This is a genomic window from Bifidobacterium sp. LH_426 (assembly GCF_056356875.1).
The window spans coordinates 12,648-26,363 of sequence record NZ_JBKEVB010000005.1 but is presented as its reverse complement, the minus strand read 5'-3'; the positions used below and the strand labels follow the sequence as shown (position 1 = coordinate 26,363).

Below are 13,716 nucleotides of genomic sequence, written 5' to 3'. Positions count from 1 at the left end.
GCCTTCCATGGTTCCGAGGGGCTTTCGTGGTGGTGTGACTTGCGTACTGACATGCCTCACATTGTTCCAACGCAACCCGACATGGAGCCGGTCGTGAAGCCCTGAGAATAACTGCCTATAGAATGGTCGCGTGCCTCATCTTCCCCATCCGTTCGCCAAGGGTTCGCGCCGCCGCGCGGCCGTCGCCGTGATCGCCGCCGTACTCGTCGTGCTCGCCGTCGAATGCGTGGGGTTCAATCTGCCGTTCTGGCGCACGCTCGGGGCGAGCACCGATTCCGCCTCCTACGAGAACACGATGGGACCGGGGCTCGAACGCACGGACACGGGGCTCCTGCGCGTCACCGATCCGACGGCGGCCTGGCTCGAGGTGAAGGCGGACGGCTCGTCGGACTATGCGCGCGTGGACGCGTTGGAGCCGAAGCAGGACGCGCTTCGCGTCATCCATCTGCGCGCCTCGTTCGTCTCGGGTTCGTCCGCGGGCGACGACGCCGAAAACGGCGACGCGACGGCGACGCGGTCGGTGTCGGTGTCGCCCGCCTCGCCGCGTTCGCTGTTCCTCAAGGCGCCCGGCTCCGGCGTGATGCGCGTATGGGTCCAGGAGGCGAAGGGCTCGGTCATCCCGATCGAGGCGATCCGCGCGAACGTGCGCATCCCGTTCTCGTTCAGCCCCGCGCGTGTGGCGCTCATGCTGGCCGCGCTGCTGGCGGTCGCGCTGTGGCGTCCCGGCTCACGGCTGTGGCGGATCGCGCTCGACCCGTCGAGCCGCGCGCAGCGTCTCGCGTTCGCCGGTCTGGTCGCCCCGTTCGCCGTATGCACCGCCGTGAACGTGATCTGGCAGATGCGTTACGCGACGCCGTTGTCGTTCCACCAGCCCGGCGGCTACACGTACGACATCGACCAGTACGGCCATCTCGCCGACGCGCTCCTTAACGGCCATGTCTCGCTCGATCTCATCGTGCCGGAGGCGCTCGCCGCCGCCCCGGACCCGTACGACGTGGCGACGCGTTCGCGTCTGCTCGCCGGGGGCGTCAGTCCGATCTATTGGGATTACGCGTATTACGACGGCCACTGGTATTCGTATTTCGGCGTGGTTCCGGCGGCGGTCCTGTTCGCCCCCTACCGTGCGCTGACCGGCCGCATGCTGTCAAGCGCGGCGGCCGTCCACCTGCTCATGTTCGTCGCGCTGGTGTTCGTCTGGCTGCTCACGATCCGTCTGATCGCCCGTCTCGCGCCGCGCACGTCGCTCGCGGCCACGTCGATGATGCTGCTGTTCGTGCCGTTGGCCGCCGACTTCCCGTATCTCGCCTACCGTACGAACTTCTATTCGGTGCCGTTCGCGGCCTCACTCGCGTTCACCGCCGCGGGATTGTGGCTATGGGTGGGCGCTTCGACCGTGAAACGTCCGTTGAATCCCGCCGACCGGTGGCGCATGGACGGCGCGCCGGAGCTGTCGCTGCCCCGGCTGGGGCTCGGCGCGTGTCTCATCGCCGTGAACTTCGGCTGCCGCCCCACGTTCTGTCTGGCCGCGATGCTCGGCTTCCCCCTGTTCTGGCCGCAGATCCGCGCGATGGCCGCGAATCTCAAAGCGCGCCGCGTGCGCGTGAGGCACGCGCTGCGCGCCCCGCTCGTGGTGCTCGCCGCGGCGGCGGTCCCGTTGCTGCCGCTCGCCGCCTACAACCACGCCCGTTTCGGTTCGTTCCTCGAATTCGGCAACGACTACCAGTTCACGGTGACGGACATGACGACGTTCCGGCAGCCGATCGCCGACATCCCCGCGATGGTCGGCTACTATCTGGCCCTGCCGCTCAGGATCGTGCGTGATTTCCCGTTCGTGGCGCTCTCCCCCGCGCCGCTCGGCGAATGGGCGTTCGCGGAGCCGATGGTCGGCGGCCTGTTCGTGCTGTGCCCGCTGCTGCTCGCCGTGTTCGCGCTGCCGTTCCTCATGCGGTGCCCCCACCTCTCCCCCCTCATGCCGGTGATGGCGACCGCGGCGGTGCTCGCCCTGTTCATCACCGTGTTCGACGCGTCGAGCGCCGGCCTGGGATGGCGCTATATGGGCGATTTCGGATGGCTGTTCGCGTTGGCGGCGTTGCCCGGCCTGCTGCGGGCGGTGAACGGCGCCGGCGACGGCTCCGCGCCGGCCTCCACCGGGACGAGGATCGTGCGGGTCGTCGTGCTCGCTGTGCTCGCCGCCACGGTGCTGGTCAACGTGCTGTGCCTGTTCACGCCCGGCAGGCAGGATCAGATGATCGGCACGAGCCCGGGTCTCTTCCACGACGTGATGACCTGGTTCACGCTCTGACGCGGTCCTCCCTCCCCTCCCATCGGAGGCGGCGCCGGACCTTCGACTTTCAGGCAAATCCCAGTGGAACCCCAAGAATTCCAAGGGCGCGGGCATAATACTGAGTGGGTCAGTGTGCAATAGCGTCCGCAGCCAGAAAGCCGGAATCATCACAATGAAGCGAACAGCAAACAGCAATCTCGTATTGAAGATCGTGGCGGCAGCCGTCACACTCGCCGTCGCATGCGGCCTGTGCCTCGTCACGCAGGACAACGTCGACGCGGCGATCAAGGAGCATCGCGTCGAACGACTCAACGCGCGCATCGAGAACATCTACACCGCCGACTACCAGAAGATGGCCGACGAGAACCTCGCCGTGGCGCGCGACAAGTCGGCCGCCACGCTCGACGACCCGTTCGTCGAGGAGAACCCGTACGGCACGAACACCACGTCCCTGTACGTCTACTTCACGACGGACCAGAAGACCAGCGTCTCCTACACGGTGAGCGCGGCCGGATACCCGGACTTCTCCGCCACCGCCGAACAGGGCGACGACTACGCGACGACGCACGAGTTCCTCGTGCTCGGCCTCATCCCGAACGTGAAGAACACGATCACGCTCACGTTGAAGGACTCGTCCGGCGCGACCGTCGCCACCAAGCAGATCACGCACAAGGGCGCGAAGATCCTCGGCGAGGAGGAGGTGCGGCTCGAACAGCCGGTCGAGCCGACGAGCGAGGCCACGCAGGCGCTCGGCAACGGCCTGTACGCGATTCTCGGCAACGACTCCAACGACCAGGACTTCATGTACTACTACGACGTGAACGGCGTGCTGCGCGGCGAGGTGCCGGTGCTCTACTACCGTTCGCACCGTCTCCTGTTCGACGACAATGGCCTCATGTGGTTCTCCGCCTCGACGAAGCACTTCGTCGGCATGAACCGTCTCGGCAAGCTGGAGAAGATCATCGACTTGGGCGACCGGTTCATCCTCCACCACGACTACGCGCTCGATTCGGACGGCAACATCGTGTCCCTCGCCACCGATCTGACCCGTTCCGACCACGCGGTCCAGGACCAGGTCATCAAGGTGGACACGACGACCGGCAAGGTGACCCAGCTCATCGACTTCGGCGACATGTTCCCCGACTACAAGGCGTCCACCGACCATTCCGGCATCGACGAATCCGACCCGACCGCCACGAACCGCTGGGACTGGATCCATTTCAACACAATCCAGCTGCTGCCCGACGGCTCCGCGCTGTTCTCCGCGCGCGAGACCCCACCATCATCAAGGTGGACGACGTGGAGGGCACGCCGAAGCTCGACTGGATGATCGGCGAGCCGACCGTGTGGGACGGCACCTCCTACAAGAAGTCGTTCCTCACCAAGATGGGCGACTTCGGCGACACGGGCGGCCAGCACTCGATCACCTACGAGGAGGACCCGTCGCTGCCCGACGGCCAGTACTACATCTACATGTTCGACAACAACTTCGGCTACGCGATGACCCGCCCCGACTTCGACTGGACGACGATCAAGGGCATCTCCACCGCGCAGAGCTCGAAGGACCCGGACTCCCGCTCCCAGTTCCGCAAGTACCTAGTGGACGAGAAGGCCGGCACGTACACCGAGGTACAGTCGTTCGACGTGCCGTACTCCCCGTACGTGAGCTCCTCGCAGGAGATCACCGATTCCATCAACCTGGTGGACACGGGCATGCAGGGCGTGCTCGGCGTGTACGACGACGCCGGCAACCTGCAGGCGCAGTACAAGATGGCCCTGTCCACCGGCTACATCTACCGCGTCTACCACTACGATTTCAAGGGCTTCTACTTCGCCTGACGGCCCGATCCACCCCAGCTCCGGCCCCCTCAGTCGGCCTCCGGCCGCCAGCTCCCCCTAAAAGGGGGCGCAACAGTGGGATGCTCCCCCTTTTAGGGGGAGCTGTCCGCGCAGCGGACTGAGGGGGTGCACCACGCGACCCCTCAAGGCGCATCGGCCCATGCCACTTACTACAGTAGGCGGCATGGGCTTTTTCTTTTCCCGCAGACCCGCCGCGAAGCCGGCGTCGCTCACCTTCACGCTCTCCGGCGCCGGTCACGTCTACGATGACGGCCACGTGGGCCTGAACCCCACGGACCTGACGATCGGCGAGAAGCGCGTCGCGATCATCGGCCTCAACGGCTCCGGCAAATCCACGCTGCTCGGCCTGCTTGACGGCTCGCTCAAGCCGTCCGCCGGCACGGTCACGATCACCGGCGGCGACCGGACCGATCCGGCCGCCGCCACGCTCGACACCTCGTCGAAGAAGGATCTCAGGACGGTCGACGAATGGGTGGGCAAGGTGCGCCGCGAGGAGATTCCGAACGTGTTCTACCGTGCGCAGGACATCACGCAGGCGGTGGACGAATCGTTGAAGAAGCACAAGATCGCGGACGCGGAGCGCGCGGCGCGCATCGGCAACCTGTTCGCGCATTTCGGCCTGCAGCGCCTGCGCAAGGCGAAGGCGGCGGAGCTCGATTCGGAGAAGCGCCATCTGCTCGCCATCGCGGCGGCGCTCGCGTTCGACCCGGCGGCGATCGTCGCGGACGAGCCGTCGAAGGGATTGGACGAGATCGGCACGCGCCATGTGGCCGAGGCGTTGTTCACCTACGACAAGCAGGTGATCGTCGCCACGCATGACACGGACATGATCGTCCGCCCCGAATACGCGATCGACCGCACGCTCGTGCTCGACGCGCAGCACGTGGTCTTCGACGGCTCCCCGGCCGACGCCGTCGCCTTCTACATGGATCTGATTCGCAAACGCTACGAGGCGGCGAAGTCGGCGGCGTGAGACCGGTCCGCCGTCATCGGGATAGCCGTCGCCGCCGTCACGTTCGCCGTCAGCCGAGGTCGAGCATCGCGGCGACCGTGTCGAGCACGGCCGTCACGTTCGCGCGGAACTCGTCCGCCTCGGGCAGCAGCGACAGCGCGAGATAGCCGTTCGTCGTCATGTCGAAGAAGTAGCCGGGTTGTCCGGTGAGACGCCTGGTCCCGATGAGTCTGAGTACGAGCTCGTTCTCGTCGATGACGGCCGGTACGCGCAGCAGCACGTTCCAGCCGCCCTCCGCGCGCAGCACGTCGACGAGTCCGTGCTCGTCGCGTGCGAGCAGCGCGTGCAGGGTGGCGAGGTTGGCGCGCACACGGTCGCGCACGCGCGCCGTCTGGTGCGGCGCGACCGACAGCAGTTCGGGCAGCCGGTCGGCGATGATGTCGCTCATCGGCAGATAGTCGTCGGCGATGACGTCGAGTCGGCGCTGCGCCTCGCGCACGTCGTCCTCCGGCCCGGAGACGCGGATCCAGCCGACTTTGGCGTGCGGCGCGGCGAGCATCTTGGAGAAGCCGTCGAGCGCGAACGTGAGCGCGCCGGGCTCCCCCGCGAGCCGCGCGTTGCCGTCGAACGGCTCCAGCGCGTAGTCGTAGAACACCTCGTCGGCGATGATGGCGATGCCGCGTTCCCGGCACAGGCGCACGAGCGTGGCGCGCTCTTCCGGTTTCACGTAGGAGCCGGTCGGATTGTTCGGGTTGATGAGGACGAGCGCGCGGATGCGGTCGCCCTCCTGCGAGTAGAGCAGCTCCTCGATGGCGGCGGTGTCGATGTACCAGGAGCCGTCGAACTGGAGTTGGTATTCGATCGTGTCGACGCATTCGAGGCGCGCGATCGATTCGATGAGCGGATAGCCGGGCTTCGGGGCGAGCACCGCGTCACCGGCGTCGCACAGCAGTTTGATGAGCCACGAATACGCCTGCGACGTGGAGCTCAGCAGGTACAGCGAATCCGGGTCGATGTCCCCTTCTTCTTGGCCCCCGCCGGCGGGGGCTGTCCGCGAAGCGGACTGGGGGTGGTTCCCGCTTCCGAGGAAGCGGGCCAGCGACTCCCTCGCCGCACGCGGCCCGCGCGGCTCCGCCGTATACTCCCCCGGTACCTCGGCCGGGGCGAGCCCGTGCCTGGTCGGGTTGGAATCGTTGAGCTTGCCGAGCGTCACGCCCTGCGCGCGTGCCTCGGCTTCGGCGGCGGCAATCGGGTTGGGCGCGGAGATGTCCACGCGGGAGGAGAATCGAACGGTCATGCCTCCACTGTAGCGCGGGCGACGAAAAGGGCCGTCCGGAACGGATCCGGGCGGCCCCATGCCGTCTTCGGAAGACGGCGATCGGACTCAGTGCTGCTTGGTGCTCGCGTAGTAAGCGGCGCCGACGATGCCGGCCTCGTTGCGCAGCGCGGCGGGCACGATCGGGGTCTTGATCTCGATGAACGGCAGGAACTTGTCCGCCTTGCGGCTCACGCCGCCGCCGACGACGAACAGATCCGGGTTGAAGTACTTCTCCAGCAGACCGTAGTACTTGGTGAGGCGCTTCGCCCACTTCTTGTAGCCGAGGTCCTCCTGCTCGCGGATGGAGCTGGCCGCGTACTTCTCCGCGTCCGGGTGCTTGTCGGAGAGAATGAGGTGGCCGAGCTCGGTGTTGGGCACGAGCACGCCGTCGATGATGAGCGCGGTGCCGATGCCGGTGCCGAGCGTCGTGGCGATGACGAGGCCGTCCTTGCCCTTGGCGGCGCCGAACTGCTGTTCGGCGAGGCCCGCGGCGTCCGCATCGTTGACGACGGTGACGGGGCGGCCGGCGGCCTCGGAGAACACTGCGGTCACGTCGACGCCGACCCACGACTGGTCGAGGTTGGCCATGAAGTCGAGCGGCTTGCCCGGCTTGATCGGTGCCGGGAACGCGATGCCGACCGGAGCGGATTCGGGCACTTCGAAGTGGTCGAGCTGCTGGCGCACGATCTTGGCGACCGCGTCCGGAGTGGACACCTCGGGGGTGAGGATCTTGAGTCGGGGTTCGGCGAATTCGCCCTTCTCCAGGTTGACGGGTGCGGCCTTGATGCCGGAGCCGCCGATATCGATGCCGAACGCCTGCGCGGTTTCAATCATCGTCGATTCTCCTCCTTGTATTGGATTTCCTAACCGTTACCTGCATCGTACCGCCCTCGCATCCCAAACAGCGGACGAACGCCCGCATGTCGCGCACACGTTTGCACCGTCGCCGCATCGTGCGGTGCCATAATGCGGTGCCATAATGGGAGGCATGGCAGAACACACGCAACTGATCGATGCGGTGAACATCCGCACCGCCATCCGCTCCTACGACGACGAACCGATCGACGACGACACGGCCCGTCAGCTCGACATGACCCTCGCGCCGTTGAATCTCCTCGGAGACCTGCATCTCCAGCTGGTGCGCAACCACCCGGAGGTGTTCGCGGAGGCGAACGCCTCCGGACATCTCAGGAACGCGGCGAACTATCTGGCCATCGTCGGCCCGAAGAACGACGCCGAGGCCAAGGAGCGCGCCGGCTTCTACGCGGAGCGCGCCGTGCTCGCCGCGACCTTGAGGGGCCTGGGCACCCTGTGGGTGGCGGGCAGCTGGGACCGCGCGGAGGCGGCGAGGCATTGCCATATCCGCAACGGCGAGGAGCTGTACCTCGCCGTGGTGATCGGCCACCCGGAGCATCATGTGGAGCGCCTGGCGAAGTCGTATGAGGAGCTCGTCGAGTTCCAGCGCACGCATCGTCCCACGAAGTCGTATGAGGAGTTCACCGCCGGCATGTCCGACGAGGCGCGCGAGGCGGCGCCGGCATGGTTCAAGGCGGGCGTCGAGGCGGCGATGAAGGCGCCGAGCGCGATGAACCGCCAGCCGGTCACGTTCACCTACGATGCCGACGACGATACGGCGGCCGCGCACATCGATCCGGCCGCGGGCGACGGGCATTGGGCGCTCAACGATCTGGGCATCGCGAAGCTGCACTTCCAGATCGGTGCCGGCCAGGGCCGGTGGGCGTGGGGCGACGGCGGCCTGTTCCTGCACAAGTAGGCTCCCGCCCGGAATCACCGCCAAACGACCGTATCAACGGCCCTCCGCATCGACACGCGCGTCATGCGGAGGGCCGCTTCGCATGCGACGGGTTTTCCGCACAGTGAAACGGGATTTGCGCGAAATCCACGGTCACGCGTATACAGTGTCTTGTCAGTTTCAGGGAAGGTGCGATTCCTTACTGGCGGTAACCCGGCCCCCGGGATTCACAACGGGAGGCGTCGGGAAGCCCGCGAACCGCGAAAGCGGCCGATCCGGTGCGAATCCGGAGCCAACGGTCATAGTCCGGATGGGAGAAACGGAGAGCTCGGCATGAGCGTATCTTCTGATAATCATTTCCAGTCCAAGACGGTCGACCACGCCACCGGCACGCACGCCACGGGCGTCGCGGATTCCGGCCGCTGGTCCACCCGCCGCATCGCCGTCTACGCGCTGTTCGTCGCGTTGGCGATCGTCACCAGCTTCATCGAACTGCCGATCTTCCCGGCGGCCCCGTATCTGAAGTACGATCCGTCCGGCATCGTGAGCCTCATCGCCGGTTTCGCGTTCGGTCCGGCCGCCGCGGCCATCGTCTCCGTGCTCGGCTTCCTGCCGCACGCGTTCACCGATCCGTGGGGTGCGCTCATGGCGATTCTCGTCGCGCTCGCGCTGTCGCTGCCCGCGTCCGTCATCTACCGTCGCGACCGCACGCGCAAGGGCGCGATCATCGGCATCGTCGTGGGCGCGGTCGTCGCGCTCGCCGCGGCCATCCTCGGCAACCTCGTCATCACGCCGATCTACGCGCACATGACCGTCGCGCAGGTCGCCGCCATGATCGTGCCGATCCTGCTGCCGTTCAACGTGCTCAAGTTCGCAATCCATGCGGTCGTCACGTTCCTCATCTACAAGCCGATCACCAAGCTGCTCGACAAGTAACCGACGACCGTGAACCTCGCCGAACTCGACCACATCCGCTTCAGCTACGACGGCGGCGCCACCTGGGCGCTCGACGACGCCTCCCTGACCGTACGGGAAGGCGACTACATGGCGCTCACCGGCGCGAACGGATCGGGCAAATCGACGCTCGCCCGTCTCGTCGCCGGTCTCGCCGCGCCTGACGCAGGCACCGTGATCCTGCTCGGACATACCGTCTTCTCCGACGCCGGTCCCGACGCGGACGCCTATCGTGCGGCCCGTCGGGGCATCGGCGCCGTGTTCCAGAATCCGGAGGACCAGCTCGTCACCACCGTGCTCGAGGACGATGTGGCGTTCGGACCGGAGAATCTCGGCATACCGCGCGACGGCGACGACGGCAACGGGCGTGGCGGCATCGGCGAGCGCATCGCCGAATCATTGCACGCCGTGCGGCTGGACGACATGCGCCGCGCGAACCCGATCCGCATGAGCGGCGGCCAGCAGCAGCGCGCCGCCATCGCCGGCATGCTCGCCATGCGCCCACGCCTGCTCGTGCTCGACGAGCCGACCGCCATGCTCGACCCGCTGGCACGACGCGAGGTGATGGACGTGCTCGACGAGCTGCACGCCGCCGGCACGACCATCGTCCACGTGACGCACCATCCGGACGAGATCGCGCGGGCGGGTCGCGTCGTGCGGCTCGAACATGGTCGGATGGCGGACGACGACGCGCATCCTTCGTTCCCGCCGGCGGGGGATCCCGCGAAACGGGCGGGGGTGGTCCCGCGACAGGCGACGCACTCCCACGCCACCGACATCATGCTGTCCGTCTCCCACGTCTCCTACGCCTACGCCGGCGGCGGGCCAATCCTCGACGACGTGTCGCTTAGGATCCGCCGTGGCGAGACGGTGGCGCTGATGGGCGCGAACGGTTCCGGCAAGTCGACGCTGCTGCGGCTCGTGTGCGCGCTCGCCAAGCCGGATTCCGGTTCGATCATCGTGGACGGCATCCGCGTCGAGGAGGCGAAACGGCGCGACCTCGCCGCGCTGCGCCGCACGGTGGGGCTCGTCATGCAGCATCCGGAACGCCAGCTGTTCGCCGATACGGTGCGTGACGACGTGGCGTACGGCCCCACGAATCAGCGGCTGCCGCGGACCGAAATCGACGAGCGCGTGGATTGGGCGCTGCGGGTCGCACGTCTGGACGGTCTCGCCGACCGTTCCCCGTTCGATCTGTCGGGTGGACAGCAGCGGCTCGCCGCCATCGCCGGCGTCATCGCGTGCAGGCCGAAGCTGCTGGTCATGGACGAGCCGACCGCGGGTCTTGACGCGGACGCGCGCGAACGCATCTACCGGCTCGTCGACGAGCTCAAGACGCAGGGCGTGACCATCCTCGTCGTCACCCACAGCCATCAGGAGGCCCGTCGCATGGCCGACCGCATCGTCGATATGGCGGCGTTGTCGGCGTCCGATGCCGGTACAACGCACGACGCGCTCGGCATCCCCGCGGGCGCGGATGCGCCACAGGACGTTTCACAAGGCGTTTCACAATACGTTTCACGGGATGTTCCACGCGCCGGCGCCCGGACCGCCGCCAAGTCCTCCCCCATGGCCCGTCTCGACCCGCGCGTCAAGATGGTGGCGTTCCTCGTCGCCATGTTCTCCGCGTTCGCGATCGGGAACGCATGGCAGCTGCTGCTCGGCGCGGCGTTCACCGCCGGCGTGGCCACGGCCGCACGCATCAGACCAGCACGGCTACTCGGCTCGGTGAGGATGTTCCTCGGCCTGTTCACGGTGATGGGGCTGCTCAACATGTTCTTCGTGCGCACCGGCGACACGCTGTTCACGTTGGGTCCCATCCCCGTGACGGACGACGGCGTGGCCACGGCCGTGCTGTACACGTGCCGTTTCGCGCTCGTCATCATCCTGGGCGCGGTGTTCCTCGCGACGACCACCCCCACCGCGATCACCGACGCGTTCGCCTCGCTTCTCTCACCGTTGCACCGGCTCGGCGTGCACACGCAGGAGATCGCACTCGTGCTGAGCCTCGCCCTGCGGTTCATCCCCACGCTGGCCGTGGAGGCGCAGGCCGTGGCGGACGCGCAGGCGGCGCGCGGCGGTTCGATCGAGACGGGGACGCTCCCGCAGCGGGTGAGGGCGATGACGGCGATCATCGTTCCGATCTTCGCCGGCGCGCTGCGTCACGCGGACAACCTCTCGCTTGCGTTGGATGCCCGCTGCTATGAGGAGGGCGCCCGCCGCACGCACTGGCGCGTGATGCGGGTCGCCGCACGCGACGTGGCGTTCGCCGCCGTGCTCGTCCTCTATCTGGCCGCGCTCGCCGCGCTGTCCGTGCTGGCCTGACGGTTCCGTCTGACGGAACCGGCCCGACGGGAACCGGCCTGACGGGAACCGGCCGACGGGAACCGATGCCCGGCCTCAATCGCAATCACATCGCGAACGGCTCGTAGTAGATGTCGTCGGCGTTGACGCCCCGCTTGAGCAGGAACGCACGCCACGCCCTGAGCATCCCGTAGGGGCCGGCGATGAGGTAGAGCGCGCCCGGACGCATGGCGTCGGCGACGTCCTTCTCCTCGAAACGGCCGCCGGCGCGCAGGGTGACGTGCACGTTGGCGTGGTCGTGGTCCATCGCGCGCAGGTCGTCCGCATGCACGAGGTCCTGTTCGCCGCGCGCGCCGTAGAGCAGGGTCACGCTTCTGCCGGTCGGCGCATACGCCTCGATGAGCGACAGCAGCGGCGTCACGCCGATGCCGCCACCGAGCATGACCAACGGCGCGCCGTCCGCATGTTCGTCGATGAAGCGACGGTAGCGGCCGTAGCTCGGCTGCACGAGCGCCGGCGTGCCCACGGGCAACGTGGCGATGCGGCGCGTGAAATCGCCGTCGGCGCGGATGTCGAAGCGCATGGGCACCAGTCCGGAACCCGTCTGCGCGCCGACGGCCGTGTTGATCATCGAGAACGGATGGTATTCACGCATGCCCTTCGTCTCGGGGAAGCGGATGAACGTGAAATCGCCGGGCTCCCATCGGGCGTCCTTGGCGGGCACGTCGAGGGTGAGCTCGGTGACGCCCGGCGCGACCTGACGCACGTCGGCCACACGGGCGGCGACGGCACCGGCGCGCTGGCGGATTTTGGAGACCACGTACCAGACGAACACGGCCACGGTGGCGGCATCGAACAGGATGATGAACGGCAGATCGTCGCGCACGAACGCGATGGACTGCACGTGCAGGAAGATGAGCGCCACGGCCACGAGGTTGAGACGGTGGATCCACACGCTCGACTCATGACGGAACACCCGTTCCAAGGCGCGCTTGAGCGAGGCCACCCACCGCACGCGGGCCGACAGCCATCCGGCCATGAACACCAACGAGTAGACGGCGAGGAAGATGAACAGGTAGAGGCCGGCGCCTCCGAACAGTTTGGTCAGGCCTTCTGCGGGCAGCAGGTTGGCGTGCAGGAACGCGAGCGCGATGGCCAACAGGCTCAGCACGCCGTGGATCATATACATGTGGGGAAGACCCACCGTGCGGTCCACCCAACGCGGCCGTCCGGCCAGGTAGACGGCGGTGAGCATCCACACGTACGCGACGACGCCGATGCCGATGCCGGCGGACATGTCCGCGAAGAACGCGGGCATTCCGGCTCTCAGCGCGGCGAGGAACGGCAGCGGGATGACGAACAGCGCCACCACCCAGGCGAGGGCGGTGGATGTGGTGATGCGTCGCAGCATGGTTGCGATGTCCTTTCGATATGCGGGTTCGCTAGGTAGCGGTGATTGTGGTTGGGATGAAGCGGCGTCGCGGTCGCCGTCACGCCGCCGATGCGGGATGCGGCGTGACGGTGTGCTTGGCCCCGTCCCGGTCGATGAGCAATGCGGAGAACAGCGAATCGGATTCCCCGGCGACGAGATCGGCGAACCGCTCGCGTCCGGCGGCGATGGCGGTGGTGGCCCACATGTCCGCGTCGGTCAGATGCGTGCCGATGACGGTGGCCTGGATGAGGTCGTCGGCCGTCCGGTCGATGTGTTCGCCGCGTTTCGACGTGCCGCTGGTCGCGACCGCCCCGTCGGCGAGACGCACGGTGCCGGCGAGCATGCCGGCGTCGCGCGGATCCTCGATGCCGACGCCCCAGACGTAATCGCTGTCGGAGGCGACGCCCAGCTGCATGTCGCCTCCGCCGCCGAGCGCGGCCGCCTCGGCGCGCCCGGAGTCGAGCAGCGGGCGCAGGAAGCGCGTGAACGCGCGTTCGATGGCCCACCCCTTGACCAGGCCGACCGGATCGTAGCGTCCGTCGCGCATCGCACGGAAATGGCCGTGCGTGACGTCGGCGGCCATGGCGGCACGCGCATAGACCTCGTGGAAGTCGTGGTCGTCGAGCAGGCCGCTCCAGTCGCCGCGGTTGGCGCGCGAGGTGAGCGAATCGTCGCGGAACGGCGAGAACGTGCGGTCCACGTGCGACAGGAATTCACGGCATGATTCGGCGGCCCCGCGCAGGATGGATTCGTCGGCGCGCCTCAGACGCAGCGTGAACGGCATGGTCATGAGGTGGAAGACCGCGGTGCGCAGCATGCCGTCGTCCGTGGCGTGGTAGGCGATGGCGGTGGACGTCAT

General features: G+C 67.4%; 9 protein-coding genes, 1 pseudogene and 1 riboswitch. Of the genes and pseudogenes, 6 read left to right on the top strand and 4 right to left on the bottom strand.

Going from position 1 to position 13,716, the window contains the following annotated elements; translation table 11 throughout:
- Window positions 1–130: 130 nt before the first annotated feature.
- From AC1AYD_RS06255 to AC1AYD_RS06245, 3 genes and pseudogenes are all read left to right on the top strand, one after another.
- Complete coding sequence (locus AC1AYD_RS06255; protein WP_476502064.1) at window positions 131–2,302, top strand: hypothetical protein; 2,172 nt, start codon at window positions 131–133, stop codon at window positions 2,300–2,302.
- Between the two features lie 154 nt (window positions 2,303–2,456).
- A pseudogene (locus AC1AYD_RS06250) lies at window positions 2,457–4,123 on the top strand (aryl-sulfate sulfotransferase).
- Window positions 4,124–4,307: 184 nt separating this feature from the next.
- Entirely contained in the window at window positions 4,308–5,117 is an 810-nt protein-coding gene (locus AC1AYD_RS06245; RefSeq protein WP_476502063.1) for an ATP-binding cassette domain-containing protein, read from the top strand.
- 49 nt (window positions 5,118–5,166) lie between these two features.
- On the opposite strand, the gene AC1AYD_RS06240 is transcribed toward AC1AYD_RS06245, so the two are convergent.
- Together AC1AYD_RS06240 and ppgK are read right to left on the bottom strand one after the other, a co-directional pair.
- Window positions 5,167–6,393 (bottom strand): pyridoxal phosphate-dependent aminotransferase, encoded by a 1,227-nt coding sequence (locus tag AC1AYD_RS06240; RefSeq protein ID WP_476502062.1) that lies wholly within the window; start codon window positions 6,391–6,393, stop codon window positions 5,167–5,169.
- A gap of 87 nt (window positions 6,394–6,480) precedes the next feature.
- The gene (gene ppgK / locus AC1AYD_RS06235; RefSeq protein WP_476502061.1) at window positions 6,481–7,248 is read right to left on the bottom strand and encodes a polyphosphate--glucose phosphotransferase; all 768 of its coding nucleotides are present in this window, start codon (window positions 7,246–7,248) and stop codon (window positions 6,481–6,483) included.
- Between the two features lie 154 nt (window positions 7,249–7,402).
- On the opposite strand from ppgK, the gene AC1AYD_RS06230 reads away from it, so the two are divergent.
- From AC1AYD_RS06230 to AC1AYD_RS06220, 3 genes are all read left to right on the top strand, one after another.
- Entirely contained in the window at window positions 7,403–8,188 is a 786-nt protein-coding gene (locus AC1AYD_RS06230) for a nitroreductase family protein (protein ID WP_476502060.1), read from the top strand.
- A 151-nt stretch (window positions 8,189–8,339) separates the two neighbouring features.
- A riboswitch (FMN riboswitch) is annotated at window positions 8,340–8,493 on the top strand.
- A 7-nt stretch (window positions 8,494–8,500) separates the two neighbouring features.
- Window positions 8,501–9,103, top strand: coding sequence for an ECF transporter S component (locus AC1AYD_RS06225; protein ID WP_476502059.1), 603 nt, complete (start codon window positions 8,501–8,503; stop codon window positions 9,101–9,103).
- A 9-nt stretch (window positions 9,104–9,112) separates the two neighbouring features.
- Window positions 9,113–11,446 (top strand): energy-coupling factor transporter ATPase, encoded by a 2,334-nt coding sequence (locus tag AC1AYD_RS06220; RefSeq protein WP_476502058.1) that lies wholly within the window; start codon window positions 9,113–9,115, stop codon window positions 11,444–11,446.
- Window positions 11,447–11,531: 85 nt separating this feature from the next.
- Here AC1AYD_RS06220 and AC1AYD_RS06215 read toward each other — a convergent pair whose 3' ends face one another.
- A complete protein-coding gene (locus AC1AYD_RS06215) occupies window positions 11,532–12,836 on the bottom strand; it encodes a ferric reductase-like transmembrane domain-containing protein (RefSeq protein ID WP_476502057.1) in 1,305 nt (434 codons plus the stop codon).
- 79 nt (window positions 12,837–12,915) lie between these two features.
- Window positions 12,916–13,716 (bottom strand): FAD:protein FMN transferase, encoded by an 801-nt coding sequence (locus AC1AYD_RS06210; protein ID WP_476544843.1) that lies wholly within the window; start codon window positions 13,714–13,716, stop codon window positions 12,916–12,918.

Excerpts from the sequence above, each read along its gene's own strand:
- AC1AYD_RS06245 (WP_476502063.1), top strand. The coding sequence starts at position 4,308 with ATGGGCTTTTTCTTTTCCCGCAGACCCGCCGCGAAGCCGGCGTCGCTC.
- AC1AYD_RS06240 (WP_476502062.1), bottom strand. The coding sequence starts at position 6,393 with ATGACCGTTCGATTCTCCTCCCGCGTGGACATCTCCGCGCCCAACCCG.
- ppgK (WP_476502061.1), bottom strand. The coding sequence starts at position 7,248 with ATGATTGAAACCGCGCAGGCGTTCGGCATCGATATCGGCGGCTCCGGC.
- AC1AYD_RS06230 (WP_476502060.1), top strand. The coding sequence starts at position 7,403 with ATGGCAGAACACACGCAACTGATCGATGCGGTGAACATCCGCACCGCC.
- AC1AYD_RS06225 (WP_476502059.1), top strand. The coding sequence starts at position 8,501 with ATGAGCGTATCTTCTGATAATCATTTCCAGTCCAAGACGGTCGACCAC.
- AC1AYD_RS06215 (WP_476502057.1), bottom strand. The coding sequence starts at position 12,836 with ATGCTGCGACGCATCACCACATCCACCGCCCTCGCCTGGGTGGTGGCG.
- AC1AYD_RS06210 (WP_476544843.1), bottom strand. The coding sequence starts at position 13,716 with ATGACGTCCACCGCCATCGCCTACCACGCCACGGACGACGGCATGCTG.